Origin of the sequence: Kribbella sp. VKM Ac-2566 (assembly GCF_004366005.1) — a bacterium.
GTDB classification, from domain to species: domain Bacteria; phylum Actinomycetota; class Actinomycetes; order Propionibacteriales; family Kribbellaceae; genus Kribbella; species Kribbella pratensis.
In genome coordinates this window covers 398,016-424,295 of the sequence record NZ_SODT01000008.1, presented here as the reverse complement: position 1 = coordinate 424,295, position 26,280 = coordinate 398,016, and the positions used below count along the sequence as shown (strand labels likewise).

Here is a 26,280-nt window from a genome sequence, read left to right as displayed (position 1 = left end):
ACGGACGTTTGCCCGCCGACGTCGCCATGGACTGGTTGGTGAAGGAGGGGTTCGTCAGCCGTGACTGACGCTCTCCTCCCGGGCGCTCTTCGGGAGTAGGTACGACACCGCGAGGCTGACGACGAACAGCCCGATCGCGACCAGGACCGAGGCTTTGGTCGCACCCAGGAAGGCGTGGGTCGGCAGCAGTTGAAAGAACACAGTGCCGATCACGGCGACTCCGATCGCACCGCCGTACTGCTGCATGGCGGTCAGTACGCCGGACGCCGATCCCGCAGCCTGGTCGTCGATCGAGGCCAGGATGATGTCGAACAGCGGCGCGAACACCATGCCGGCGCCGATGCCGGTGGCCAGCGTTGCCGGGACCAGGTTCCAGATCGTGGTCGCGTCGCCGTGCGTGTGCAGGGTGAACCACACGCCGACCATCGCGACCGTCATCACCGCGATGCCGAGTTGCAGCGCCTTGCGGCCGAGCTTCGGGGCGAGTAGGCCCGCGGACAGCGGCGCGCCGATCGCGATCCCGAGCGAGAACGGCACCATCGCGAGGCCCGCCTTCAGCGGGCTGTAGTGCAGGCCGAGCTGAGTGAACAGGTTGAAGACCAGCATGAAGCCGTTCATCGCGAGGAAGAACGTGGTGATGACGCCGAGGCCGGCGACGTACCCGCGGTTGCGGAACAGCGACGGGTCGATGACCGGGTTGCCGGACCGGCGCTCCCGCCAGCCGAACAGCGCGAAGACCGCGACCGAGGAGGTCAACATCAGGATTGTCCACAACGGCCAGCCGAGCTCGCGACCTTGCACCAGCGGGTAGATCAGCAGGCCGGAGGCGAGGCTGACCAGGATCACGCCGATGGCGTCCAGCCGGGACGCGCCGGGGGTCTTGACCTCGGGCATGAAGCGCAGCGCGCCCGCCAGGGCGGCGATCCCGATCGGGACGTTGATGAAGAAGATCGTCCGCCAGCCGGCGTCGAACCAGTTCGCGTCGATCAGTACGCCGGCCAGGATCGGGCCGGCGACTGCGGACAGCCCCATCACCGGGCCGAACATCGCGAACGCCTTGCCGATCTCGTCCGGCGGGAAGATCGACTTCAGGATCGCGAAGCCCTGCGGGATCATCACCGCGCCGAGGAGGCCCTGCGCGACCCGGCTGCCGATCAGCAACTCCGGGCTGGTGGCCAGCCCGCAGACCGCGGACGCGATCGTGAACCCGAGGGCGCCGATCACGAACAGCCGCCGGCGGCCGACCAGGTCTCCGAGCCGGCCGAAGGTGACCAGCCCGATCGCGAAGGCCAGCGTGTAGCCGGCCAGCATCCACTGCATGGCCGATTCGGAGCCGCCGAGGTCCGCCCGGATCGACGGAGCAGCAATGTTGACAATCGTCGCGTCGACAAGATCCATGATCTCGGCGACGAGGATGGTGGCGACCACGAGCCAGCGCCAGCGGTACGGCGTACCGCGTGGGGTGGGCGTGGTGTCGGGTGAGCTCTGTACGGCGGTGGCGCTCATAGGTGGCTCCTTTGGGTCAATTGAGGTCTTGATTTGGCGAACAGTGTTCGTTGACGAACACTGTTCTACGCTCGAACGGTGTTCCCGTCAAGTACGGCGTTCGCTACAGTGGTTCGTATGACCCAATCGCCGTGGCAGCCGATCAGTCCCGCCAAGCCCGTGCGTCCGGCCAAGGAGCCGCTGAATCGGGAGCGGATTGTCGACACTGCCCTGCGGGTGATGGTCGACCAGGGGTACGAGGCGGTCTCGATGCGCAAGATCGCGCAGGAACTGCACACCGGTCCCGCCTCGCTGTACGCGCATGTCGCGAACAAGAAGGAGCTCGATCAGCTCCTGGTCGACCGGGCCGCGCAGGCGATGAACCTGCCCTCGCCGCCGGATCCCGAGCGCTGGCAGGAGCAGCTGAAGGAAGCGATGCGCGAGATGCTGCGCGCGATGCGCACGATGCCCGGTGTGGCGCGGGCCGCGATCGGAGCCGTGCCGCTGGGGGAGGCCGCGCTGCGTACTACCGAGTGTCTGCTCGGCATCCTCAAGGCCGGCGGGCTGCCGGATCAGGCCGTCGCGTGGGCGGTCGACCTGATCCCGCTGTACGTGACCGCGGTGGCGTTCGAGGAGAACGTGCAACGAGCGGACGAGTGGAGCCCCGAGGATATCGAGCGGTTCCTCGACGGGTTGCGGTCCTACTTCGCCTCGCTGCCGGCCGACCGGTTCCCGCTCACGATGGCGCTCGCAGGCCCATTGACGGCCGGCGCTGCGGGCGATGACCGTTTCGAGTTCGGCATCGCGGTGATCACGGCCGGCCTCGCCTCACTCGCCGAGCAGAACTGAACGGCACCGAACAGCACCGAATGAACCGAGCGGCTGAGCGGCGCCGAGCGGAACTGAATGACACCGAGGGGCTGAGCGGCGCCGAGGGGCTGAGTGGCGCCGAGGGGCTGAGTGGCGCCGAGGGGCTGAGTGGCACCGAGGGCTGAGTGGCGCCGAGGGCTGAGTGGCGCCGAGGGGCTTCGGTGCTGAATGGAACTGAGCGGCGCCGAGGGACTCCGGCGCTGAACGGACCGAGCGGCACCGAGCGACGCCGAGGGACTCCGGCACTAACGGACCGAGCGGCCCCGGGTGGCGGTCAATGGAGTTGGTGCGGCGTTGAAGCGGGCTTGAACGATTTGGCGTGATCGAGCGGTAGTGATCGCTTGTGGTTCACGATTGCACATGGCTAACCTTCGGATTGTCAACAAAACTACGACCTGATCCCGTGGGGCGTGTGGATTGTCTGCGGGTGGGCACTCGGGTCAGGCCGTATGACGACAGGAGGAAACCGTGGACTCCGAGATCCCGCCGCCTGCGAGCGCCGAGCCCCCGCAGGGTGAACGCGCCCAGGACCGGCCGCCTGTGACCACGACCGAACAGGAGCAGCCGCCCGGAGTGCTCAGGAAAGCGATCGCCGCCTCGGCGATCGGGAACGCGACCGAGTGGTTCGACTACGGCATCTACGCCTACGGCGTGACGTACATCTCGGCCGCGATCTTCCCGGGCGACACCGAGAGCCAGACCCTGCTGGCGCTGATGACGTTCGCCGTCTCGTTCCTGGTCCGCCCGCTCGGCGGCCTGGTCTGGGGCCCGCTCGGCGACCGGCTCGGCCGCAAGCACGTGCTGGCGATCACGATCCTGATGATGTCCGGCGCGACACTGCTCGCCGGTCTGGTCCCCTCGTACGACTCGATCGGGCTCTGGGCGCCGATCCTGCTCGTCCTGCTGCGGATGATCCAGGGCTTCTCGACCGGTGGCGAGTACGGCGGTGCCGCGACCTTCATGGCCGAGTACGCGCCGAGCCGCAAGCGCGGGTTCCTCGGGAGCTTCCTTGAGTTCGGCACGCTGGCCGGATTCTCGCTCGGCGCGCTGCTGATGCTCGGCTTCTCGCTAGTGCTCGGCGACGACGCGATGCACGCGTGGGGCTGGCGGCTGCCGTTCCTGGTCGCCGCGCCGCTCGGTCTGGTCGGCGTCTATCTCCGGTCCCGGCTGGAGGACACGCCGGTGTTCCGTGAGCTCGAGGCGAAGGGCCAGAAGGAGCAGGAGACGACGACCCAGTTCAAGGACCTGCTCGCCGTCTACTGGGCCCCGATCCTGAGGCTCGGTGGCATGGTCATCGCGTTGAACGTCGTGAACTACACGCTGCTCACGTACATGCCGACGTACCTCGAGAAAGAGATCGGGCTGAGCGCGGACGAATCGCTGATCGTGCCGATCATCGGAATGTTGACAATGATGATCTTCGTCCCGTTCGCCGGGCGCGCGTCGGACCGGCTCGGCCGCAAGCCACTGTGGTGGGCGTCGCTGGGCGGCCTGTTCGTCTTCGGCGTCCCGATGTTCCTGCTGATGGGGACGAACGTCGCGGGCGCGATCATCGGCTTCGCGGTTCTTGGACTGCTGTACGTGCCGCAGCTCGCGACGATCTCCGCGACGTTCCCGGCGATGTTCCCGACGCACGTCCGGTACGCCGGATTCGCGATCGCGTACAACGTGTCGACGTCGCTGTTCGGCGGTACGGCGCCCGCGGTCAACGACTGGCTGACGTCGAAGCTGGGTGACTCGCTGGTGCCGGCGTACTACATGATGGCGGCCTGCGTCGTGGGTGCGCTCGCGCTCGCCAAGGTCCCCGAGACGTCACGGTGCCCGCTCAACGGCACCGAGATCCCGGGCACCGACGACGCCCCGCCGCCGGTCGCCCTCGAACCGGCCCACGCCAAGGCCTGACCCGCGGATCCGCGCTCTCCGGAAACAATTCGCCACCCAGCGCGAAAAGGTTTCCGGAAAGCGCGAATCCGACCCCGCCAAACCCACCAGCCAACCACCTAACCGACGACCCGACCGACGACCCGACCGACGACCCGACCGACGACTCAGCGGACGACCTGACCGACGACTCAGCCGGCGACCTGACCGGCGGCTCGACCGGCGACCTGACCGGCGGCCCGACGGCGACCCGACCGACGACCCGACCGACGACTCAGCCGACGACCTGACCGGCGATCCGACTGGCGACTCGGCCGGCGACCCGCCGACGACTCAGCGGATGACCTGACCGACGACTCAACCGACGACCTGACCGACGACCTGACCGGCGACCCGACTGGCGACTCGGCCGGCGACCCGCCGGCGACTCAGTCGACGGCTCAGCCGGTGAGTCAGCCGACTACTGCGGTGACTGCGTCGGACCAGAGGCTTGCGGCCTCGTCGATCTCGTCGGGGGAGACGACCAGCGCGGGAATGAAACGCACGACCTGACCCCAGGCGCCGCACGTGAGGAGCAGCAAGCCCCGGCGCGCCGCCTCCTGCTGAACCGCGGCGGCCGTCACCGGGTCCGGCTTCCCGTCCGCGTCGCGGAACTCGTTACCGATCATCAGACCGAGGCCGCGGACGTCGGTGATCTGATCGTGCTTGTCCGCGACCAGTTGCAGCGCCTGCTTCAGCTGAGCGCCACGGTCCGCGGAGTTCTGCACGAGACCCTCGTCCTTGATGACGTCCAAGGTCGCCAACGCCGCCGCACACGCGACCGCGTTCGCGCCGTACGTGCCGCCCTGCGAACCAGGCCACGCCTTCTCCATCAGTTCCGACGACGCCGCAATCCCCGACAACGGGAACCCGGACGCGAGCCCCTTCGCGGTGACCAGGACGTCCGGATGCGAACCGAAGTGGTCACCACCCCAGAACCTCCCGGTCCGCCCGAACCCGGTCTGTACTTCGTCCACCACGAGCAGGATCCCGTGCGCGTCGGCACGTTCGCGCAGGCCCGCGAAGAACCGCTCGTTCGCCGGTACGTAGCCACCCTCGCCGAGCACCGGCTCCACGAAGAACGCCGCGGTGTCGGCCGGCGTACTCAACGTCTGCAGGACATAGTCCAACTGGCTGAGCGCGAAGTCGGTCGCCTGCTCGACAGGCCAGCCGAAGTGACCGGGGTCCGGGAACGGCGACACGTGGACGCCGGCCATCAACGGGCTGAAGCCGGAGCGGAACTTGGTCCCGGACGTGGTCATCGTGGCCGCCGCCACGGTCCGGCCGTGGAAGCCGCCGTGGAACACGATCACGTTCGGCCGGCCGGTCGCCTGGCGGGTGAGCCGTAGGGCCGCCTCGATCGCCTCGCTGCCGGAGTTCGCGAAGAACATCCGGTCGAGGTGCCGGGGGAGGACCTCGCCGAGCCGGTCCACCAGCGTGAGCAACGGCCGGTGCATCACGGTCGTGTACTGCGCGTGGATGATCCGGCCGACCTGCTCCTGGGCGGCCGCGACCACTCGCGGATGGCAGTGCCCGGTCGAGGTGACGCCGATGCCGGCGGTGAAGTCCAGGTACCTGCGGTCGTCCTCGTCGAACAGTTGGACGCCCTCACCGCGGGCGGCGACCACCCCGGTCGCCTGCTTGAGGATCTGCGAGAGCTCGGCCACGGACTTCCCCTCCAGTCGTCGGATGGTAGATTGTCGACAATCAGCCTATCTCAGCTGTCGAGGCCGGTGAAGGGGTGCAGATGGACCAGTCGAGGGTGGACGAGTCGAGGGTTGTCGAGGCCGTCGAGAAGCGGCTGTTCATCGACGGGAAGTGGACCGACGCGACCCGCGGCGCGACGTTCGACGTTGTCGATCCGTCGACCGGCAAGGTGCTGTGTGCGGTCGCCGACGCCTCACCGGAGGACGGCCGGACCGCACTCGAGGCGGCCGTCGCCGCCCAGCCGGACTTCGCCCGTACGTCGCCACGCGAACGGTCCGACATGCTCATGACGGCGTACGAGCTCTTGATGCAACGCGTCGACGATCTCGCCTTGCTGATGACGCTGGAGATGGGCAAGCCGCTGGCGGAGGCGCGCGGCGAGATCGCGTACGCAGCCGAGTTCTTCCGGCACTTCGCGGGCGAGGCGGTCCGGATCGACGGCGGGTACCAGACCGCACCGGCTGGGAACGCCCGCTTCCTGATCACCAAGCAGCCGGTCGGGCCGTGCCTGCTGATCACCCCATGGAACTTCCCGATGGCGATGGGGACCCGCAAGCTCGGTCCGGCGATCGCGGCCGGCTGCACGAGCGTCATCAAGCCCGCTCACCAGACGCCGCTGTCGATGCTGGCGTTGATGGGGATCCTGGCCGAGGCCGGCGTACCCGCGGGAGCCGTCAACTGCGTCACCGCGATGGAGGCGGGCGGCGTGATGGAGCCGCTGATCCGGTCCGGCCTGGCGCGGAAGCTGTCGTTCACCGGGTCCACGCGGGTCGGCCGGATCCTGCTCGAGCAGTGCGCGGAGAAGGTGCTGCGGACGTCCCTCGAGCTCGGCGGCAACGCGCCGTTCGTGGTCTTCGAGGACGCGGACCTGGACGAGGCGGTGACCGGCGCGATCGCGGCCAAGATGCGGAACATGGGCGAGGCCTGTACGGCGGCCAACCGGATCTTCGTGCACGAGTCGGTGATCGACGAGTTCGGGCGCCGGCTCGCGGAGCGGATGAGTGCGCTGACGGTCGGGCGCGGTACTGAGCCGGGCGTGAGCGTCGGCCCGCTGATCGACGAGGCGGGCCGGGAGAAGGTGCGGTCGCTGGTGGCGGACGCGGTCGGACGGGGTGCGACCGTGCTCACCGGGGGCGAGGTGGAGGCCGGCAACGGGTACTTCTATCCGCCGACGGTGCTCACCGGCGTACCGCGGGAGGCGGCGATGGCGGACCAGGAGATCTTCGGGCCGGTCGCGCCGCTGACGCCGTTCAGCACCGAGGAGGAGGTCGTGCGGGCGGCGAACGACACCGAGTACGGGTTGGTCGCGTACGTGTTCACCAACGACCTGCGGCGGGCGCTCCGGGTCGCGGAGTCGATCGAGACCGGGATGGTCGGGCTGAATCAGGGCGTGGTGTCGAATCCCGCCGCGCCGTTCGGGGGCGTGAAGCAGTCGGGGCTCGGCCGTGAGGGCGGCGCGGTCGGGATCGACGAGTTCCTGGAGACGAAGTACATCGGCATCGCGGTCAGCTGACAGGGCCCCGAGGGCGGGGCTCAGCGGCTGACGAGGCGTTCGATGGCGTCGTCCATGTGGGCGCTCAGGAGTTCGTCGGTGCGCGCGACGTCGCCGGTCCGGATCGCGTTGGCGAGCCTCTCGTGCTCGACTGCGCGGGCGTCGGTGGCGAGGTACGTCTCCTCCAGTGCGTGGATGCACATCCGGGTCTCGATCATGGACGTCCGATGCATCCGCGACAGCCGGGGGCTGTCGGCCAGCCGCACGAGCAGCTCGTGGAACGCGATGTCGAGCTCGCCGACCGCGGCCGGATCACCGTCGGCGGCCGCCATCTGGTCGACGATCGCGAGCAGCGCCAGCCCGACGGTCTCGAAGTCGCCGTCGCGGAGGATCTTGAAGGCGGCGGCGCGCTCGATCGCCTCGCGAGCGAGGTACATGTCGCGGATGTCCTGGGGCGTCATGTCGATGACGAACAGGCCGCGGTTGCGGATCGAGACCAGCAGCCCTTCCTGGGTCAGACGCTGCATGCCCTCCCGCAACGGACCCCGGCTGACCCCGAGCTTGCGGGCCAGGTCGGCCTCGACGATCTGCGCGCCGGGCTTGAACTCCCCGTGGCCGATGGCCTTGCGCAGTTTGTCGGCGATGATGCTCGGCGTCGACTCCTGAGCCAGCGGCTCGATGTAACTGGTCACTCCGGATTCCCCCTTGTGGCGAACAACGTCCCCAGATCTGGCAAGGAGGGTACAACCCCGGCCAACTCGAGCCCCTTCCAGACCGTCACCTGGTTCGCGGTCAGCACCGGTTTGCCGACTGCGGTCTCCAGTTCGTCGACAATCTCCAGGGTGTGCATCGCGGTGTCCGGCACCAGGACCGCCTCGGCGTCCGGGTGGTCGGCCGCCTTCACCATCGCGACCACCTGCTCGGGTGCGAGCGTCCCGACCTCGGCGGCGGTGATGATCCCGTTGCTGCCCATCGACACCACGTCGACGCCGCCCGCGGTCAGGAACCGGACGAAGTGCTGTGCGACATCCTCCGGGTACGACGCGGCGACCGCGACCCGCTTCACACCGAGCGCGTGGCATGCGTCGACGAACGCGATCGAGGTCGAGGACGCCGGTACGCCGAGCGCCTGCGCCACCCCGGCCGCCTGGATGTTCGCGCCCTCCCTGCCGAACACGAAGCTGCCCGAGGTACACGCCCACATCACCGAGTCCGGCCGCGCCGGCTTGAGCTCCGCTGCCCCTTCGGCAAGCCGTTCCGCCCGGCCGAGGTCGAGGAGCGCGTCCACCCGATGCGCGTCCTCGCCCACCGAGGTGATGACGACCGGAAGCTTCACCGAGCCGTCCAGCCGTGCCTCGAGTGCCGGGTAGTCGTCTTCCGCGCTGTGTCCGGGGTAAAGGAGTCCTACCGTGACCATCGGGCCTCCTGGCTGGTCCATCGTCCGAAAGGTAGATTGTCGACAATGTTAACCCCAGAGCGCTCCGGCCCCGGATCCGTCGCGTACGACGTCGCGGGGCTGGCCGGCATGCTGCGCCGGGATCTCCGGGGTGCGGTCGCCGACGATCGAGGGACGCGGGCGCTCTATGCCGCGGACGGGTCGAATTACCGCGCGGTGCCCGACTTGGTCGTCGTACCAGCTGATGCCGAAGACCTGGCGGCGGCTGTTGCGTTGACCGCCGCTGCTGGGGCGCCGGTGGTGATGCGCGGCGGCGGCACGTCGATGGCGGGCAACGCGATCGGCGGCGTCGTCATCGACGCCTCCCGGCACGTGAATCGCATCCTCGGCATCGACACATCGGCGCGTACGGCGGTCGTCGAGCCGGGCGTCGTACTGACCGATCTGCTGGCCGCCGCGAAACCGCACGGGCTGGCGTTCGGCGCCGACCCGTCGTCGGCAAGTCGCGCGACCCTCGGCGGCATGATCGCCAACAACGCCTGCGGCGCGCACTCTGTTGCCTGGGGCACCACAGCCGACAATCTGCGTTCGCTCGACGTGATCCTCGCCGACGCAACCCGCCTGACCTTCGACTCCGGCACAGCTAACGCGTCGGCCGCAGCGCTTGCGGAGTTGGGGGCTCGGCCGGGGCGGGAGGGGGAGTTGCATCGGGCGCTTCAGGCTTTCGCGGGGCGGAACGAGCTGCTGATCCGCCGGCGGTTCGGGCAGTTCACGCGGCAGATCTCCGGTTATGCGCTGCATCGGCTGCTGCCGGAGTACGGGTACAACGTGGCTGGTCTGCTGGCTGGTAGCGAAGGTGGTCTGGCCGCGACGCTGCGGGCGACTCTTCAGCTCGTGGAGTTGCCCAAGGCAAAGGTTTTGTGCGTTCTCGGGTTCGCCGACTCGATCACGTCGGCCGACTGCGTGCCGGTCGTGCTGCGGCATGCGCCGCTCACGTTGGAGTCCATCAACAACGAACTGGTGGACCGACTGCCGACGGAGGTGCGTGACGCCGCGGTCCACGCCGGGCTCCCGGGCGGCAACGCCTGGCTGCTGGTCGAGATCGCCGGCGACGACGAGGCGACCGCCGCGTCGGCTGCCCGCGCGATGCTCGAGGAACTGCGTGATTCCGGTGCGACCGCGTCCCTGGTGACCGACCCGAAGGCGCAGGCCGTTCTGTGGCGGTGCCGTACGGACGCTGCGGGCCTCGCGACGCGGCGCGCGGACGGGGCAGAGGCGTGGGGCGGTTGGGAGGACGCCGCCGTACCACCGGAGCGGTTGGGCGCCTACCTGCGCGGTCTCGACGAACTGCTCGGGCGGCATGGTCTGTCGGGTGCGTCGTACGGGCATTTCGGCGAGGGCTGCATGCACATGCGGATCGACTTCGACCTGCTGAGTCCGCAGGGCATCGCGACGTACCGGGAGTTCGTCGAGCAGGCCGCGGATCTGGTGGTCGAGCTCGGCGGTTCGGTGTCCGGCGAGCACGGTGACGGTCGGGCGCGCGGGGAGTTGCTCAGCAGAATGTACGGCGCTGACGGGGTCGCGCTCCTCGGCGAGTTGAAGCGGATCTGGGACCCGGCGGGCGTGCTGAACCCGGGCATGATTGTCGACCCGCCGCGGCTCGACGTCGCAATCCGGCATGACGGGCCGGCCAAGGATCGCAGAATGTTGACAATCTTCGACTATCCCGACGATGGGCATGAGTTCGCGCAGGCCCAGCGGCGGTGCGTGGGGATCGGGAAGTGCCGGCAGTCGTCCGGCAGCGTGATGTGCCCCAGCTACCAGGTGACGCGGGACGAGCTGCACTCGACGCGTGGGCGGGCGCATCTGTTGTGGGAGATGTTGCAGGGCGACCTGATCACGGACGGGTGGCGGTCGACCGAGGTACGCGACGGGCTGGACCTTTGCCTTTCGTGCAAGGGATGTCTGTCGGACTGCCCGGTCAATGTCGACGTGGCGACGTACAAGGCGGAGTTCACCCATCACCACTACGCGCGCCGCCCGTGGGCACGGCCGTTGTCGCACTGGTCGATGGGTTGGCTGCCGCTGTGGTCCCGTCTTGCGTCGCGGGCGCCGCGCCTTGCGAACCGCTTCGCCGGCCTGCCACTGACCAAGCGCCTCGGCGGAATCGCTGCAGAGCGGGACGTCCCTCCCTTCGCGCCGGAGACTCTTACCCACTGGTTCACCCATCGCGGCACGTCACCCACGACTGGCTCACCGAGCGGCTCTGCACCGGCGGATGGTTCGCCAGGCGGTGGCTCGGGTCGTGGTGGTTCGGCCGATGGTTCAGGCGATGGTTCAGGCGATGGTGGGCGGCGGGTTGTGCTTTGGCCGGATACGTTCACCAACTACCTGGCGCCGGAGATCGGCCAGGCCGCGGTCGCCGTACTGGAAGCCGCTGGTTATGAGGTGGTGCTGCCCGCGAAGCCGGTCTGCTGCGGGCTCACCTGGATCTCGACCGGCCAGCTCACCACCGCCCGCCGCGTCCTCAACCGATCCCTTCGCGTTCTCGCTCCGCACCTCCAAGCCGGTACGCCGATCGTCGGCCTCGAACCCAGCTGTACGGCGGCGTTCCGCCACGACGCCCCCGCCCTCCTCGCCGGCAATCCGCTCGCCGCGTCGGCGGCCGCGAACATCCGCACGTTCTCCGAGCTGCTCGTCGAGTCCGGCTGGCAACCGCCGTACGTCGGGGGAGCGGCGTTCGTCCAACCGCACTGCCACCAGCACGCCGTCCTCGGCTTCGACGCCGACCGCAAGCTGATGGAAGCGGCCGGCATCGAGGCAGGACTCGCGGACCCGGGCTGCTGCGGTCTAGCCGGCAACTTCGGCTTCGAACGCGACCACTACAAGATCTCCGCGGCAATCGGTGAACGCACGCTGCTTCCCGCCGTACGGTCGTTGCCCGAGACAACCACCGTGCTGGCCGACGGCTTCAGCTGCCGCACCCAAATCGCCCAGGCCACACCCCGGCACCCCCACCACCTGGCCCAACTCCTCGCCGAAGCCCTCCCGGATCCACCCCGTCCTCCCGAGTAATCTCCCCAAAGCCAACTTCGAACGGATATCCCTTGCTGTGTTGGGTTCTCTACTGGTGTACGAGCAGAGAACCCAGCACACCAAGGGATATCCCCGCCTCCGTGCGCGCTGGGTGGTCGGGCGGGGGCTGGTCAGAGGGCTAGTTTGTCGGTGGCTCGGCGGAGGCGGGTGATGCCTTCGTGGATGCGGGCTGGGGGTGTGGAGGCGAAGCAGAGGCGGAAGGCGTTCTGGAAGCGGGCGGTGGGGGAGAAGGCCGGGCCGGGGATGAACGCGACGCCTTCGGCCAGCGCGAGCTCGAACAGTTCTTCGGCATTGACGCCGTTCTCCAGCGTGACCCAGAGGAAGAAGCCGCCTTCCGGATCGGTCCAGTGCGCGATGTCGCCGAAGTGCTCCGTCAGCGCGGCACGCATCGCCTCTTTGCGCTGTTTGTACGCCGCTCGCTGCCGAACGAGATGTTCCTCGAGATGCCCGCCGGTCAGGAACCCGGTGAGCAGCCGTTGCGCCGGAAGATTGGTGCAGGTGTCCATCGCCTGTTTAGCGTTGATCAGCAGCTGCTGCAGTTCGGGATCCGCATCGACCCAACCGACGCGCAGACCCGGCGCGACGATCTTCGAGAACGTCCGTACGGCGAAGACCAGCGGATCGCCTGCGCCGAGCTCGCGCAGCGTCGGGAGCGGTTCGCCCGCGAACCGGAGCAGACCGTACGGGTCGTCGTCGATCACCATCGAGCCCCACGACCGGGCCAGCTCCAGCAGGCGATGCCGCCGTTCGAGGGAGAGCGTCGCACCCGACGGATTCTGGAAGGTCGGGATCGTGTAGATCGCCTTCGGCCGCCGCCCGTCCAGCAACCGCGGTAGATCGTCGACAATCATGCCGTCGTCGTCGACCGGAACCTCGAGCAGCTCCGCGCCGTACGAGAGTGCAGTCGCACTGCCGTTCGTGTACGTCGGCGACTCGACGACCACCAGATCGCCCGGGTCGACGAAGATTTTGCAGAACAGGTCGAGACCCTGCATGCCACCGGCCGTGATCGTGAGGCGCTCGGCAGTCGTCTCGTCACTGGTCCCGTGCAGCATCTCGAGCAGCGCCGCGTGCAGCGGCGGGTCGCCCTCGGTCGCCGCGTAGTCGTAGCTGGACGGCCGGCTCAGCTCGTCGGCCGCGATCGCGGACAGGATCTGCGCCGGTACCGCTTCAGCCGCGGGTGATCCCATCGCGAAACGGACGATGTCGTGCGTCTGCCTGTGCAGCAACGACGTACTCGAGTCGATCACCGAACCCACCAGTCCGGCGGCGCGTGCGGCGTACGGGAGTGCTGGCAAGGGACTACCTCCTGATCGTCAGTTCGTGGGACAGACCGGTCAGTCGCTCCACTCCGCCGGCGGCGACCACCACGGGCTCGGACAGCTCGTAGCCCCAGCCGTCCATCCACATCCCGAGGATGAGGTGGAACGCCATTCCCGCGGTCAGCACGGTGGTCTCCTCGGCACGCAGGCTGACGGTGCGTTCACCCCAGTCCGGCGGGTACCCGATACCGATCGAGTACCCGATCCGGGACTCCTTCACCAGACTGTGCGCGGCGATCACGTCGTTGAACGCCGCGTGCACGGCGCCGCCGGTGACACCTGGTCGGATTGCCGACAATGCGGCCTGCATGCCGTCAGCAACGATCTTCGCGGTCTCGCGGAGGCGTCGCGGCGGGTCGCCGAGCATCACCGTGCGGGCGAGCGGGGCGTGGTACCGGCCGTACACGCCGGCCAGCTCGATCGTGGTTGCCTCGTTGTCGACAAACGGACGATCGCTCCAGGTGAGGTGCGGCGTACCGGCGGCGGCACCGGTCGGCAGCATCGGCACGATCGCCGGGTACTCACCGCCGTGCTCGGGCGTGCCGATCGTCTGCGCGGCGAGGATCTCCGCGGCCACGTCGCACTGCCGCCGACCCGGCTGCAGCCGGTCGAGCGCGGTCCGCATCGCCTGCTCGGCGATCCGGCCGGCGATCCGCAACTGGCCGATCTCGTACGGCGACTTGACCAGCCGGATCCAGTTCACCAGCTCGGCGGAGTCGACCAGCCGGCGCCCGGGCAGTCCGTTGCTGAGGGCAAGGTAGCTGCGCGCGGTGAAGTAGTGCGCGTCGCTCTCGACCGCGACGTCGGCGCCGGCCGGGATCAGCTCGTGGCAGACGTTCGCGATCCAGTCGTACGGATGGACGTCCGGCCGGTGGACCAGCTGCTCGGGATATCCGTGGATCTGGTCCGCGCGCAGGTTGCAGGTGTACGACGCTCCGGCCGCGTCCATCGCCCGCGCGAACAACCGCACGTCGCCCTCGGCCGGAACCAGCAGGCACTGCGGCGTGTAGAACGACCAGGCGTCGTACCCGGTCAGGTAGAAGAGGTTCGCGGGATCGCTGACCACGAGCGCGCCCAGACCACGCTCGGCCAGTACGGCGCGAACCCTCGCCAGCCGGGCGCCGTACTCATTCAACGCAGGCTCGTTCATCGCAGGCTCGTTCATCGGACGTTCAGCAATCGCTGCCCCGGACCGATCGCGGTATGCCCGGCGAGCTCGAGCACGGACCACATCGTGACCTGGTTCGCGGTCAGGACCGGCTTGCCGAGCGCGGCCTCCAGCCCGGCGATCACGTCGTACGTCGGCAGGTTCGTGCAGCTGATGAAGATCGCCTGGACCATGTCGCTGTCGACGCTGCGGACCAGCTCCACGGTCGTCTCGTAGGGGACGGCCCAGATCTGCGCGATCAGGCCGAGCCCGGCGGTCGCGACCACCTCGATCCCGGCCTGCGCGAGGAACGCGGTCAGCCCCGCGGTCAGGTCGTTCGTGTACGGCGTGACCGTCGCGATCCGGTTGACCCCGAGCCGGCGCAGTGCGAGCAGCAAAGCGCCGCTCGTGGTCACCGCGGCCGGCGCTCCGGCGCCGACCATCGCGTCCACCAGCGCCAGCTCGCCGGTCAACCCGCCGACAAAACTGCCGAACGTGCACGCGTACGCGACCGCGAGCGGGGCGACCGCGAGTACGTCGTACGTCGTCCGCGCGATGAGTTCCGGATCCGAGATGTGTACTGCCATCTCGACGGTCGCGGCCAGCGGTGCGTACGGCGTCCGTGTGACGTGCAGCGTGACGTCGTCGGGCGCCCAGCGCCACAGCTCGCGGTCGAGCGCGAAGTCGTACGGCGCGACGACACCGATACCGGTCTGCAGCAGTGGAGGCACCGCCGCCGGCAGCGGATGGGTGGAGGGACGCGTGCTCATGCGAGTCAGTGTGCGGCCATCAGGAGATTGTTGACAATCCTACTAGCGAGTTCCTAGCCTCGATGACGTGCCAGCCTCCCCGCCAGCAAGCGCCGAGCGACCTGTGATTGCGGTGCTCTGCGAGCGAGCGACCGACCGGCCGCCGGGTCTTGACGGGCTGCCGGCCGACTTCCGGTACTGCGCCGCGGACGGACTGCGCGAGGCGGTTCGGGGTGCGCGGGCCCTGATGCTCTGGGACTTCTTCTCGACGGCGGTCCGGGACGTCTGGGCGGACGCCGACGCGCTCGAGTGGATCCATGTGACCGCGGCCGGTGTCGACACACTGCTCTTCGACGAACTGCGGGACTCCGCAGTCGTGGTCACGAACGCGCACGGTGTGTTCGACCGGCCGATCGCCGAGTACGTGCTCGGTGCGGTGATCGCCAACGCCAAGGACAGCCTCCGCAGCTTCGATCTGCAGCGCGGCCGTCGCTGGCAGCACCGTGAAACCCGGAGTGTGCTGGGCGCGAAGGCACTGGTCGTCGGGACCGGTGCGATCGGAAGAGAGACTGCCCGGCTGCTCCGCGCCGCCGGGTTGGAGGTGCGGGGCGCCGGCCGGGTCGCGCGAGGGGACGACCCGGACTTCGGCGAGATTGTTGCCAGCAGCAATCTTCAGGCCGAGGCCGGATGGGCCGACCATGTCGTGATCGCCGCACCCTTGACGGCTGCGACCCGCGGGCTCGTCGACGGGGCGGTCCTGGCCGCGATGCGGCCCGGCGCGCACCTCGTCAACGTTGCCCGTGGTCCGATTGTCGACGAAACGGCACTGCTCGCCGCGGTCCACGACGGACGGATTGCGGTCACCCTCGACGTCTTCGACAACGAGCCGCTGCCGCCGGACCATCCGCTCTGGGACGCGCCGAACGTGACTGTCACCGCGCACATGTCCGGTGACGTGATCGGCTGGCGCGACACCCTCGCGGACCAGTTCGCGTCGAACGTCCGGCGCTGGCTGGCCGGCGAACCGCTGCTGAACATTGTCGACAAGAAGCTTGGCTACATTCCGACAGGAGATCGATGAGACAAGCATCCGAGCTGGTCGAGGGCTACCGCACCGGCGCGCTGTCCCCGGTCGAGGCGACGCAGGAAGCGCTGGACGCGATCGAGCGGTACGACGAGCAGGTCAACGCCTTCGTGCTCGTCGACGCCGAGGGTGCGCTCGCCGCGGCCAAGGAGTCGGAAGCCCGCTGGCACGCCGGCACGCCACTCGGTCCCGGCGACGGCGTACCCACGTCCATCAAGGACGCATTGTGGACAAAAGGATGGCCGACACTGCGCGGCAGCACGATGATCGACCCGGCCGGGCCGTGGGACGAGGACGCGCCGTCCGTCGCCCGGCTGCGTGAGACCGGCGCCGTCTTCCTCGGCAAGACGACCACGCCGGAGTACTCCTGGAAGGGTGTCACCGACTCCTACACGTACGGCGCCACGGGCAACCCGTGGGATCCGTCGAAGACGTCGGGCGGCTCGAGCGGCGGTTCCGCGACCGCGGTCGGACTCGGGATGGGCGTGTGGTCGCTCGGCACGGACGGCGGCGGATCGGTCCGGATCCCGGCCGCGTTCACCGGTACGGTCGCGCTGAAACCGACGTACGGGCTGATCCCGTTGTTCCCACCGAGCGCGTTCGGGACGCTGTCGCACGCGGGGCCGATGACGCGGACCGTGCGCGACGCGGCGGCGCTGCTCGACGTGGTCACCGGGTTCGACTCGCGGGACTGGTCGGCGATGCCGACGCCGGGCCGGTCGTTCCTGGACGGGCTCGACGACGGAATCGCCGGGTTGCGGATCGGGTTCTCTGTAGATCTTGGTTTTGTTGACAATCAACCGGAGGTCGAGGCGCTGGTCCGGACCGCGGTCGGCGTCCTCGAGAGTCTGGGCGCCGAGGTGACGGAGGTGGATCCGGGGTTCGCGGATCCGATCGACGCGTTCAACGTGCTGTGGTGGTCCGGCGCCGCGAAGGTGCTCTCGGCGTACACGGTCGACGATCGCGTCGATCCGGGACTGCGCCGGGTCGCGGAGCTCGGGGCGGCATACTCCGCGTCGGACTTCCTCGACGCGACCGCGGTCCGGATGGACCTCGGCACACTGATGGGCCGCTTCCACGAGCGGTACGACGTACTCGTCACGCCGACGTTGCCGATCACGGCGTTCCCGGTCGGCCAGGACGTGCCGGACGGTTCGGCGTCGCCGGACTGGACCGACTGGACGCCGTACACGTATCCGTTCAACCTGACTCAGCAGCCGGCGCTGAGCGTGCCGTGCGGCTTCACCGGTGCCGGATTGCCGGTGGGACTGCAGGTGGTCGCACCGCGGCATGCCGACGCGCTGACATTGCGGGTCGGCCAGGCGTATCAAGCGGCCACGGACTGGCACCGGCGTACCCCGACCTTGGAGGCTCAGTGAACAAGCACATCTCCGTCAGCCTGGACAAGCGCGGCGTGAGCTGCGTGGCGAAGTTGCTCGACGAGGTGGCGCCGCGGACGTGCGCGGCGGTGTGGGACGCGCTGCCGCTGTCGGCGCCGGTGTTCCACGGCAAGTACGCGCGGAACGAGATCTACACGCTGCTGCCGGCGTTCGCGCCCGACCCGGGCAAGGAGAACACGACGGTCACACCGATCCCGGGGGATCTGTGCTGGTTCTCGTTCGACTCCGACGATCTGGGGAATCCGGCGTACGGGTACGAGAACACGACCGGCACCGGGACGACCGGTGCGATTGTCGACCTTGCTGTGTTCTACGGCCGCAACAACCTGCTGATCAACGGCGATCAGGGCTGGGTCCCGGGCAACGTGTTCGGTGCGATCACCGAGAATCTCGACGAGTTCGCCGCCGCTTGCCAGGACCTCTGGATGGGTGGCGCTCGGGGAGAGACGTTGTCGTTCAGTCGGTTGTGAGCGGCTGCTGCAGCTCGGTGACCCACTGCTCTGGGTCTTCCGGAGTGTCGAGGTAGAGCTCGCGAGCAGGCTCGGCGGCGCGTCGGCCGTTGTCGTCGAGCCAGCGCGCCAACGCCTGCCAGGAAGGCAGTACCTGGTCGATCGGTCCGCGGTGTACCAGCGTCGCGGCCTGTGTTGTGGGCAGGTCGATCACCTCCAGTCCGTTGAGGTTGCCTCCGGCATCGACCGCGGCCGGAACCGTCGCGCATACGACGATCTCGTCCTCGGACTCCTGCGCGTACAGGCAGGTCAGCCGACCGGACGGCCGTACGTCGGCGTCCGGCAACCGTCGGCCGAGCTCCGCGCACAGCGGATGGACCACGGGCGTGATGTCGTCGGGTGTGAAGCTCGCGGCCGTCGCGGTGAGGCCGACCAGTCGTACGGCGGGCAGCTCCTTGACCACGATGTCTGCAATCGGAATGTCGGCTTCCAGGCCGCGCAGACGTGACTCGACCTGTGTGAGTCGCGCGGAGCTCTCGGCGAGCATGGTCTCCAATTGTGCGCGTCGCATCGTCAGCATCGCCCGCAGATCGGCCGGGCCGAGATTGTCGACAATCATCGTGCCGACCTGGTCGAGGGAGAAGCCGAGGTCCTTGAGTGCGACGATCCGGTTCAGGTCGGCGAGCTGACCGGCGGTGTAACTGCGGTAGCCGGTGACGGGATCGACGTACGCCGGCCGCAGCAGGCCGAGAGCGTCGTAGTGCCGCAGCATCCGAATCGACACCCGGCCGTGGCGGGCGAACTCTCCGATTGCGAACATGAGGGCAGTCAACCAGCCAGGAGCTCTGCGAACGTGATCGCGGTGTCGTCCTCGTGCCACGGACCGATCACCTGGGCGCCGACCGGCAGCCCCGCTGGTGTGTGTCCGATCGGCATGCTGAGCGCGGGATGACCGGTCAGCGATGCGTGCGCGATCCAGAACACCTGTGTTTCATAGGGTTGCCCGTCGATCGTGGTTGAGCCGTGCGGGAACGCGACGGTGAAGCTCGTCGGGCACAGGAAGACGTCGACGTCCTCGAAGTACTGCTGCCAGCCGGCACGCGCCTGCATCCGGCGCCGGTCGAGGTCGCGTACGTCTGCGGTGGTCAGGTCGCTGTCCGAGTCGCCGTGCAGCGCGAAGAACAGTTCGACCTGGCGGCCGAACTCCTCCGCCTGTTCGTTCGCGTCCACTCCGTCCGGCCAATTGTTGACAATCTTCGCGCCGCTGCGGGCCAGGCGGTCGATCGTGTCGGACAGCGCATCGCCGACCTCGCTCGAGACAGGCGCCGACGGGTGGTCGGTGACGATGCCGACGCGGTAGTCCTGGAGACGGTCGTGTCGGGGCGGGCGGAGCTTGTACGAGTACGGGGCTTCGGGGCCGGCGGTTGCGCGCAGTGCGGTCCGGAGGTCGGCGGCGGAGCGGGCTAGTGGTCCGATTGTTGACAATACGGGCAGTTCGGTCGGGAGGTACGGCGTACCGGGGATCTCGAAACCGCGCAGCGGGACCAGGCCGTTGGTGGGCTTGAGTCCGTAGACGCCGCAGTATGCCGCTGGGAGTCGGATGGAGCCGACGAGGTCGGAGCCGTACTCCAGGTAGGTGAGGTCGGCCGCCAGTGCTGCCGCTGCGCCGCCGCTTGATCCGCCAGGGGTGCGGTCGAGGTCGGCGGGGTTGTTGGTTCGTCCGTAGATCTCGTTGGCGGTCTGCCCGAAGTCCGCGAGCATCGCATGCACGTTGGTCTTCCCGACGACGATCGCGCCGGCGCGCTGCAGTCGCTCGACGACAAGCGCGTCGTGGTCCGCGATGTACTCCGCGAACGCAGGATTGCCCCAGGTGGTGCGCATCCCGGCGACATTGAAACAGTCCTTGACCGTCACCGGCACCCCAAGCAACGGCCGGCCCAAACCGCCCGGCCCGACCACGTCGTCCGGTCCGACGACGTCGTCCGGTCCGACCACGTCGTCCGGCCCGACCACACCATCCTGCCCGCCCACGCCGGCCCGCCCGACCAGCCCTCCGTGCTCGGCCAGTAGAGCGTCGGCTCGGTCCGCTTCTGCCAGCGCGTGCTCGCGCCGGACCTCGACCACTGCGTTGACCTTCGTGTCAGCTGCGATCCGCGCGAGGAGCTCCTCCGTCACCTCACGCGACGTGACCTGACCCGTGCGGATCCGCTCCGCGATCTCTCCTGCTGTGTACATGCGCCCGGTCTACGGTCTGACACCGTGTCAGAGTCAACGCCCGACTTCGACTCCGTTGTGGAACACCCGTTGGATCCGCGTCGAGAGTGAGCTGCAGTCCAGGTCGACGCCCTGCAGCAGAACCAGGTCTGCCCGCTTGCCCACCGCAATCTCACCGCGGTCGTCCGCGAGCCCCAGCAGCGTCGCCGCGTCGATCGTCGCGGCTCGCAGCGCCCCGGCGTCACCCAGTCCGGCGGCAGCGAGATGCCGCAGTTCCCACAGGACCTCGGTGTGCGGCCGGACCGGGTTGTCGGTACCCATCGCGATACGCACGCCCGCGGCGATGGCGAGTCGCATGGATTCCAGATGGGCCTCGGCGGCGCCCTCCGGTGTAGCGGTCGGCTCCGACTGGGTGACGGAGAGGGTGGGCACGTACCAGGTCCCGTGCTCGGCCATCGCCTCCACCGCGGCCTCGTCGAGGTACGTCCCGTGCTCGATGCTCCCCGCACCGGCGCGGGCGGCGAGTTCCGCGGCCCGGGCTCCGTGCGCGTGCACCATGACCCGCCGGCCCCCGCGCCGCCGCGCCTCGTCGACCAGCGCAGTCATCTCGTCCTCGGTCAGCTCGAGGTCCGTGAGGCCCTTCCCGATCGCCAGCGAACCGGTGACGGTCACCTTGATCCAATCCGCACCGGCCCGGACCATCCGCCGTACGACGGCCCGAGCCTCGTCGGCGCCGTTGAAGATCGGATCGGGCAGCGAAGGATCCTCGAAGAAGTCGACCGGCCCGGTCCGCGGCGCCCACAGGTCGCCGATGCCACCCGTCGTACCCACCTGCCGCAGGCTCAGCAGCACCTGCGGCCCGTCGATCCAGCCCTTCTCGACCGCCATCCGCACCCCGGCGTCCGCGCCCCACGCGTCGCGCACCGTCGTGACGCCGAGGCTCAGGAGGGTTCGCAGCACGGGTACGGCGGACAGCGGGCGGACCGAGCGCGGCAGTCCGAACGGGTCGATCCGCGTCTGCGCGATGCACAGATGCGTGTGGCAGTCGATGAACCCCGGAACCAGCAACCCGCCCTCGCAGTCGATCGCGGCGTCGCCGTCCAGCCCTGTCCCGACCCCGACGATCCGATCGCCTTCGAGCACAACGTCGGCTCGATGAACGTCGCCGGAGCTGACGTCGAGCACCGACCCGTGGCGAAGAACCAACCGTCCACTCATAGGAGTCGGAGTGCGATGAGGGCGTACGCGCGTGCTGCCGTGACCAGCTCGGCGACGGCGACGGATTCGTCCGCGCGATGTGCTTGGGTGGTGACCGAACCGGGACCCAGGACAACGACCGGTACGCCGAGATCTCGGGCGATGTACCCGCCGTCGCAGGCTGCGGTCCACCCCGCGAGCGGCAGCGGTGGTCCGCCGGCGTCGAAGCGCGCGGCCTCGGTGATGCGGACCAGGTCGGCGTCCTCGGGGGTTTCGAAGGCGGGCATCTCCATCGGCATCGCGAGCTCGACGCTCAGGCCGCGATCTTCCAGGTGCAGCGCTGCGATCCGGCGGTCGAGGTCGGCGAGTACCTCGACGGGGGACTCACCGGGAAGCAGCCGACGGTCGGCGACGATCACGCAGTCGGCGGGAACGATCGAGCCTCCGGTGCCGCCGTTGATCTGGCCGACGCTCCAGGTGGCGGGGCCGAGCAGGGGGTGGGGCGCGGCGGCGAGTTCTTTGTGCAGGCGTTCGATCTCGGCGACGACGGCTGCGGCGCCGTAGATCGCGTTGGCGCCGCCGTCCGGGTTGCCGGCGTGCGAGGCGCGGCCGTGGACCGCGACCTGGAGGTACGAGTCACCGCGCGCCGCGACGATCGTCTGCAGGTCGGTCGGCTCGGCCGTGATGCATCCGGCGTACCGCCGGAACTCGTGCTGGTCGGCTGCGATGTAGGCGCGGATGCCCTTGCCGGTCTCTTCCTCGTCGACGACCGCGGCCAGTTCGACCGGACCGCTCAGCGTGGTGTCGCGGAGTGCGGCGAGTGCGACCAGAGCCGCGGCGAGTCCGCCCTTCATGTCGGATGCGCCGCGGCCGTAGATCCGGCCGTCGCGCAGGAGCCCGCCGTACGGGTCGACCGTCCAGCCGTCGCCGACCGGGACGACATCGGTGTGGCCGAGCAGCAGCAGACCGGGATCGTTGCCACCGGCAAGCGTGATCGAGACGTTGTCCCGGCCGGGCTCGACAGCAGAAGTGCCGACGTCGAGCCCGAGCTGTCGACCCGCCGCGGTGAGGGCGGCCACCGTGGCGGCCTCCTCACCGGGCGGGTTCTGTCCAGGGGCCCGGACGAGATCCTGCGTGATCTGCACCAGCAGATCCTCGTCGATGCGATCCAGCACCTTCTGTTCGGCGGGCGTCAGGCTCATACCCACCCACCTTAGGCTCAGTCGCCGGCCAGGTACGCTCGCCAGCCGCCGGATGCCGTGATGTCACGCTCGGGGTCCGCGGCGTCCGCCGTACACAGGAAGCCGAGGACCTGTTGGCCGTCCGAGAGTTCGAGTGGGCCGATCGCCAACGGCGGATCGATGGTTGCCGCGAATCCACCGAGCTCGGCGGCGGGCACGCTCCACACCTCGACCTCGATCCCCCGGCCTTCCACACCCGACAGGGTCCGGGTCAGCCCGGGACGCGGTCCGTCGACCAGATACATCCGGTACGACGCAGCAGTCCGTGCAGTGAAGGCGAGCCGGGCACCACGCCGTACCAGCTGATCGTTGAGTGGCTGGCCGGACAGATGGGCACCCGCCACCGCGAGCAGGATGTCGGTGTCCGGCACGTCCTCACCACACCAGAGACCCGCCAAGTCGATCAGCGAGCGGTCGTGACCAGCCGGTGCCAGGAGCTGGATCCCGAACGGCAGACCATCGGCCCGATCCGGCCCCGGGAAGGCGACCGCGCACAGGTCGAGCAGGTTGACCATGTTCGTGAAGCGACCGAGGCGACTGTTCACGCCGATCGGATCGGCCGCGACCTCTGCCAGCGTCGGATGCCCGGGTGTTACCGGCAGCAGGAGCGCGTCGAGCTGCGTCCACAGATGCTCACTCGCACGCTTCAGCGTCGCCAACCGGTCGAACCCCGCGAATGCGGCGGCCGCAGTCAGAGTCGCTCCGCCCTGCACGATCGTCCGTACGGTCGGATCGACGGCCTCAGAGTCGTCCAGCTTGTCCCCGAACGCCAGCCAACGCTCGGCCAGCCACGGTCCGGAGTACAGCAGCTCGGCAGCTTCGAGCAACGGCTGTACGTCGACCTTGACCACCTCGCCCAAGCGATGCGCCTCGTCGAGCGTCGCCTGCCACGTCTGCTCGTACTCCGGATCCAGACCCAGCCCGACATCCGGTACGCCGATCACCGCCGCCGACCCGGCAACCCGGCCCGGCCGGCGCTGGGGGAGTGACGACGCTCGCCGCGACCAGGCGTCATCGGGGTCGAAGGCAACCATCACGTCGAAGACGCGCCGCGCGGTGGCGACCGATCGCGCCATCACCGTGACGCAGTCGAGCGACCGGCACGCCGGTACGACGCCGCTCGCGGAGACCAGGCCACGACTCGGCTTGATACCGACGAGCCGGTTGAAGGCGGCCGGAACGCGGCCGCTGCCCGCGGTGTCGGTGCCGAGCGCGAAGTCGACCTGCCCGGTGGCGACCGCGACCGCGCTGCCCGAGCTCGAGCCGCCCGACACATGCTCAGGCGAGAAGACCGAGTGACACGCGCCGTACGGCGATCGCGTGCCGACCAGACCGGTCGCGTACTGATCCAGGTTCGTCTTCCCCAGCGGTACGGCGCCGGCGGCAATCAGCTGCTCGACCACGAACGCGTTGTCCTTCGCGGGCTCCGTCGTACGTGGGTCGCCTGCGGTCGTCGGCACACCGGCCAGGTCGATGTTGTCCTTGAGCGCCATCGTCAGCCCGTGCAACGGTCCGGGCGCCGGCTCGATCGGGTCGACCCGGGTGATCCACTCGTTGTTCATGCTCCCCACCGTGCCCGCTCGGCCTCGAACGCGGCGCGGCGTCTGGCGCGCAAGGTCGCGATGTCCACAGGTGCCTCCTGCTCGATCCGGCGTACGTCGGAGATCGAGAACGTCGCCGGTGCGGTCTTCAGATCCGCCCGCCCGGCCGCGATCTCGGCCCGCTCGTGCGCGAGTTGCTCCGCGCTCACCGGCGCGAATCTGATCAGGTCGAACTGCCTCAGCAACCAAGGTTGCGCGTCATCGGGGGAGAGCCGCCAGACCGGGACGGTGCGTCCGACGAGCTGGTACCCGCCGGGACCCTCCATCCCGTAGACACACAGATAGATCCCGCCGATCCCGACCGCGTTCTGCGGCGTCCAGGTCCGCGCCGGGTTGTACTTCGTGGTGACGAGCCGATGCCGCGGATCGACCGGTACGGCGACCGGTGCGCCGAGGTACACGTCGCCGAGACCGACCACCAGGTACGTCGCGGCCTGGACGATCTCGAAGACCTCGTCCCGGGTGTCCAGATCGTTGACCCGCCGGATGAACTCGACGTTGTCCGGGCACCACGGCGCGTCTGGGCGGACCGATGTGGCGTAGCGGCGCATCGCCTCGTGCGCCGCCGGATGATCGAACGCGATCGGCAGCACCACCTCCCGGGCCGGCAGCACCACGGTCTCGGGATCGCCCAGGCCGGCGGCCAGGAACGCGAGCCGCTCCGCGAGTTCGGTGAGCGCAAGCCGGGCCGAGTCGACCGCGACGAGCAGCGATCGCACGCCCTCGACGATCTCCGTGATCCCGGCCGGTCGATCGTCCCGCAGGGCCTGGGCCAGCAGGTGGATCCAGACCCGGACCGTGAGGTCGAGCTCGGCCGGCCCTGCCTCGACCAGCACGTGCCGCTCGCCTGCGCACCTGATCGTGTACGACGGCGCCGTGCCGGCCTGCTCGCCGTGGTGCAGGAGCTTCGGGCGATCCGGCGTACCGGTCGCGACGGGGACGGGGGTGGGCTCCTGCCGGAGATCGGTCAGCCAGCGCCTCCGAGCCTGGATCGCTTCAGCCGCCGCGTCGGGGGTCACGGGGACCAGGCGAACGGAGTCGCCCGCGCGTAGCTGGCCGAGCGTCCATCGGTCGGCCTCGATCACCACGGCGGGTACGACGAAACCGCCGAGCGACGGTCCGTCCTTGCCGACGATGACGGGGGTGTCGCCGGACAGCATGATGCCGCCGACCGGGTACGCGGAGTCGTGCACGTTCGAGGGATGCAGCCCGGCCTCGCCGCCGTCGGTCCGGGCCCAGCCGGGGGTCGGGCCGATCAGCCGGACGCCGGTGCGGTCGGACCGATGGTCGACAATCCACTCGTTGGCAAAGAACATGTCGACACCTTCGGCGGTGAGATGCTCCGGTGCCCCGTGAGGGCCGGGGATCACGCGCACCTGCCAGGAGTCGGAGATCGTTGGCAGCTCCACCGACAACGGAGTGAGCAGGTTCTCCTGCCGACCCAGCGGAAGCTGATCGCCGGCCTTGAGCGGCCCGCCGTCGTGACCACCGAAGCCGCCGAGAACGAACGTGGATCGGCTGCCCAGCACTCGCGGCACATCCAGACCGCCCTGGATCGCCACATATCCGCGCATTCCGGGACCGTCGAGCGGCCCGACGTCCAGCACCGATCCGGCCGGCCAGCGGACGACCATCCCCGGTCGGAACGGCAGATTGTCGACAGTCGGATTGCGGACTGCGCCTCCGACGCAGATCAGCCGATCCTCGTCGCAGGTGAGCGCCGGTCCGGTGAGTACGCATTCCAGCCCGGCAGCACTGTCCGGGTTGCCGACCGCGGCGTTGACCAGGGCGAACGTGAGTTCGTCGGCAGCCCCGGACGGCGGTACGCCGACGTCCCACAGGCCCGGCCGCCCGGCCAGGTCCTGCACCGTCGTTTGGATGCCTGGGGCAACAAATGTGACGACGGCCAC

Annotated in this window: 20 protein-coding genes; 7 read left to right on the top strand and 13 right to left on the bottom strand. The window is 69.2% G+C overall.

The annotated features are described in order from the left end of the window. Window positions 1–54: 54 nt before the first annotated feature. Entirely contained in the window at window positions 55–1,506 is a 1,452-nt protein-coding gene (locus EV647_RS05010; RefSeq protein ID WP_133999075.1) for a DHA2 family efflux MFS transporter permease subunit, read from the bottom strand. Between the two features lie 117 nt (window positions 1,507–1,623). On the opposite strand from EV647_RS05010, the gene EV647_RS05005 reads away from it, so the two are divergent. Together EV647_RS05005 and EV647_RS05000 are read left to right on the top strand one after the other, a co-directional pair. After that, window positions 1,624–2,334, top strand: coding sequence for a TetR/AcrR family transcriptional regulator (locus EV647_RS05005; protein WP_133999072.1), 711 nt, complete (start codon window positions 1,624–1,626; stop codon window positions 2,332–2,334). Window positions 2,335–2,823: 489 nt separating this feature from the next. After that, the gene (locus tag EV647_RS05000) at window positions 2,824–4,257 is read left to right on the top strand and encodes an MFS transporter (protein WP_238177036.1); all 1,434 of its coding nucleotides are present in this window, start codon (window positions 2,824–2,826) and stop codon (window positions 4,255–4,257) included. Window positions 4,258–4,688: 431 nt separating this feature from the next. Here the strand turns inward: EV647_RS05000 and EV647_RS04995 are convergent, their stop codons facing one another. After that, window positions 4,689–5,942 (bottom strand): aspartate aminotransferase family protein, encoded by a 1,254-nt coding sequence (locus tag EV647_RS04995; RefSeq protein WP_133999068.1) that lies wholly within the window; start codon window positions 5,940–5,942, stop codon window positions 4,689–4,691. An 80-nt stretch (window positions 5,943–6,022) separates the two neighbouring features. Here EV647_RS04995 and EV647_RS04990 point away from each other — a divergent pair, with 80 nt between their 5' ends. Continuing rightward, window positions 6,023–7,495, top strand: a complete 1,473-nt coding sequence (locus EV647_RS04990) for an NAD-dependent succinate-semialdehyde dehydrogenase (RefSeq protein ID WP_133999065.1) — start codon at window positions 6,023–6,025, stop codon at window positions 7,493–7,495. A gap of 20 nt (window positions 7,496–7,515) precedes the next feature. Here EV647_RS04990 and EV647_RS04985 read toward each other — a convergent pair whose 3' ends face one another. Together EV647_RS04985 and EV647_RS04980 are read right to left on the bottom strand one after the other, a co-directional pair. Further along, window positions 7,516–8,166, bottom strand: a complete 651-nt coding sequence (locus EV647_RS04985; RefSeq protein WP_133999062.1) for a GntR family transcriptional regulator — start codon at window positions 8,164–8,166, stop codon at window positions 7,516–7,518. Further along, window positions 8,163–8,891 carry an aspartate/glutamate racemase family protein gene (locus EV647_RS04980; RefSeq protein WP_166679880.1) on the bottom strand — a complete coding sequence of 243 codons (729 nt, stop codon included), beginning with the start codon at window positions 8,889–8,891 and terminating at the stop codon, window positions 8,163–8,165. Before EV647_RS04980 ends, EV647_RS04985 begins: the two co-directional genes overlap by 4 nt. A 45-nt stretch (window positions 8,892–8,936) precedes the next feature. Between EV647_RS04980 and EV647_RS04975 the strand changes: the two genes are divergently transcribed. Next, the gene (locus EV647_RS04975) at window positions 8,937–11,945 is read left to right on the top strand and encodes an FAD-binding and (Fe-S)-binding domain-containing protein (protein WP_133999059.1); all 3,009 of its coding nucleotides are present in this window, start codon (window positions 8,937–8,939) and stop codon (window positions 11,943–11,945) included. Window positions 11,946–12,076: 131 nt separating this feature from the next. Here EV647_RS04975 and EV647_RS04970 read toward each other — a convergent pair whose 3' ends face one another. Genes EV647_RS04970 through EV647_RS04960 form a run of 3 tightly spaced genes read right to left on the bottom strand, consistent with a single transcriptional unit; the run spans window position 12,077 to window position 15,205 of the window. Beyond that, window positions 12,077–13,264, bottom strand: a complete 1,188-nt coding sequence (locus tag EV647_RS04970; RefSeq protein ID WP_133999056.1) for a PLP-dependent aminotransferase family protein — start codon at window positions 13,262–13,264, stop codon at window positions 12,077–12,079. A gap of 4 nt (window positions 13,265–13,268) precedes the next feature. Further along, on the bottom strand, window positions 13,269–14,438 hold the full coding sequence (locus tag EV647_RS04965; RefSeq protein ID WP_133999053.1) for a M24 family metallopeptidase: 1,170 nt from the start codon (window positions 14,436–14,438) through the stop codon (window positions 13,269–13,271). 11 nt (window positions 14,439–14,449) lie between these two features. Continuing rightward, window positions 14,450–15,205, bottom strand: a complete 756-nt coding sequence (locus tag EV647_RS04960) for an Asp/Glu racemase (RefSeq protein WP_202876042.1) — start codon at window positions 15,203–15,205, stop codon at window positions 14,450–14,452. A 67-nt stretch (window positions 15,206–15,272) separates the two neighbouring features. On the opposite strand from EV647_RS04960, the gene EV647_RS04955 reads away from it, so the two are divergent. The 3 genes from EV647_RS04955 to EV647_RS04945 are packed head-to-tail and all read left to right on the top strand — an operon-like array spanning window position 15,273 to window position 18,138. Next, on the top strand, window positions 15,273–16,265 hold the full coding sequence (locus EV647_RS04955; protein WP_238177035.1) for a D-2-hydroxyacid dehydrogenase: 993 nt from the start codon (window positions 15,273–15,275) through the stop codon (window positions 16,263–16,265). Beyond that, on the top strand, window positions 16,262–17,647 hold the full coding sequence (locus EV647_RS04950; protein ID WP_133999050.1) for an amidase: 1,386 nt from the start codon (window positions 16,262–16,264) through the stop codon (window positions 17,645–17,647). The genes EV647_RS04955 and EV647_RS04950 overlap by 4 nt, the downstream gene beginning before the upstream one ends. Continuing rightward, window positions 17,644–18,138 (top strand): DUF3830 family protein, encoded by a 495-nt coding sequence (locus EV647_RS04945; protein WP_133999047.1) that lies wholly within the window; start codon window positions 17,644–17,646, stop codon window positions 18,136–18,138. The genes EV647_RS04950 and EV647_RS04945 overlap by 4 nt, the downstream gene beginning before the upstream one ends. Here the strand turns inward: EV647_RS04945 and EV647_RS04940 are convergent. Genes EV647_RS04940 through EV647_RS42475 form a run of 6 tightly spaced genes read right to left on the bottom strand, consistent with a single transcriptional unit; the run spans window position 18,125 to window position 26,280 of the window. Continuing rightward, window positions 18,125–18,937 (bottom strand): MerR family transcriptional regulator, encoded by an 813-nt coding sequence (locus tag EV647_RS04940; protein WP_133999044.1) that lies wholly within the window; start codon window positions 18,935–18,937, stop codon window positions 18,125–18,127. The two genes, EV647_RS04945 and EV647_RS04940, sit on opposite strands and share 14 nt — an antisense overlap. An 8-nt stretch (window positions 18,938–18,945) precedes the next feature. Then, on the bottom strand, window positions 18,946–20,352 hold the full coding sequence (locus tag EV647_RS04935; protein ID WP_133999041.1) for an amidase family protein: 1,407 nt from the start codon (window positions 20,350–20,352) through the stop codon (window positions 18,946–18,948). Between the two features lie 33 nt (window positions 20,353–20,385). Further along, a complete protein-coding gene (locus tag EV647_RS04930; protein WP_133999038.1) occupies window positions 20,386–21,549 on the bottom strand; it encodes an amidohydrolase family protein in 1,164 nt (387 codons plus the stop codon). Next, complete coding sequence (locus tag EV647_RS04925; protein ID WP_133999035.1) at window positions 21,546–22,730, bottom strand: M20 family metallopeptidase; 1,185 nt, start codon at window positions 22,728–22,730, stop codon at window positions 21,546–21,548. The genes EV647_RS04930 and EV647_RS04925 overlap by 4 nt, the downstream gene beginning before the upstream one ends. A 17-nt stretch (window positions 22,731–22,747) precedes the next feature. Continuing rightward, a complete protein-coding gene (gene atzF / locus EV647_RS04920) occupies window positions 22,748–24,331 on the bottom strand; it encodes an allophanate hydrolase (RefSeq protein WP_133999032.1) in 1,584 nt (527 codons plus the stop codon). Then, window positions 24,328–26,280, bottom strand: coding sequence for a 5-oxoprolinase/urea amidolyase family protein (locus EV647_RS42475; protein ID WP_202876041.1), 1,953 nt, complete (start codon window positions 26,278–26,280; stop codon window positions 24,328–24,330). The genes atzF and EV647_RS42475 overlap by 4 nt, the downstream gene beginning before the upstream one ends.

Coding starts and splice junctions, on each gene's coding strand:
- EV647_RS05010 (WP_133999075.1), bottom strand. CDS start 1,506: ATGAGCGCCACCGCCGTACAGAGCTCACCCGACACCACGCCCACCCCA.
- EV647_RS05005 (WP_133999072.1), top strand. CDS start 1,624: ATGACCCAATCGCCGTGGCAGCCGATCAGTCCCGCCAAGCCCGTGCGT.
- EV647_RS04990 (WP_133999065.1), top strand. CDS start 6,023: ATGGACCAGTCGAGGGTGGACGAGTCGAGGGTTGTCGAGGCCGTCGAG.
- EV647_RS04980 (WP_166679880.1), bottom strand. CDS start 8,891: ATGGTCACGGTAGGACTCCTTTACCCCGGACACAGCGCGGAAGACGAC.
- EV647_RS04975 (WP_133999059.1), top strand. CDS start 8,937: ATGTTAACCCCAGAGCGCTCCGGCCCCGGATCCGTCGCGTACGACGTC.
- EV647_RS04965 (WP_133999053.1), bottom strand. CDS start 14,438: ATGAACGAGCCTGCGTTGAATGAGTACGGCGCCCGGCTGGCGAGGGTT.
- EV647_RS04960 (WP_202876042.1), bottom strand. CDS start 15,205: ATGAGCACGCGTCCCTCCACCCATCCGCTGCCGGCGGCGGTGCCTCCA.
- EV647_RS04950 (WP_133999050.1), top strand. CDS start 16,262: ATGAGACAAGCATCCGAGCTGGTCGAGGGCTACCGCACCGGCGCGCTG.
- EV647_RS04940 (WP_133999044.1), bottom strand. CDS start 18,937: ATGTTCGCAATCGGAGAGTTCGCCCGCCACGGCCGGGTGTCGATTCGG.
- EV647_RS04935 (WP_133999041.1), bottom strand. CDS start 20,352: ATGTACACAGCAGGAGAGATCGCGGAGCGGATCCGCACGGGTCAGGTC.
- EV647_RS04930 (WP_133999038.1), bottom strand. CDS start 21,549: ATGAGTGGACGGTTGGTTCTTCGCCACGGGTCGGTGCTCGACGTCAGC.
- EV647_RS04925 (WP_133999035.1), bottom strand. CDS start 22,730: ATGAGCCTGACGCCCGCCGAACAGAAGGTGCTGGATCGCATCGACGAG.
- atzF (WP_133999032.1), bottom strand. CDS start 24,331: ATGAACAACGAGTGGATCACCCGGGTCGACCCGATCGAGCCGGCGCCC.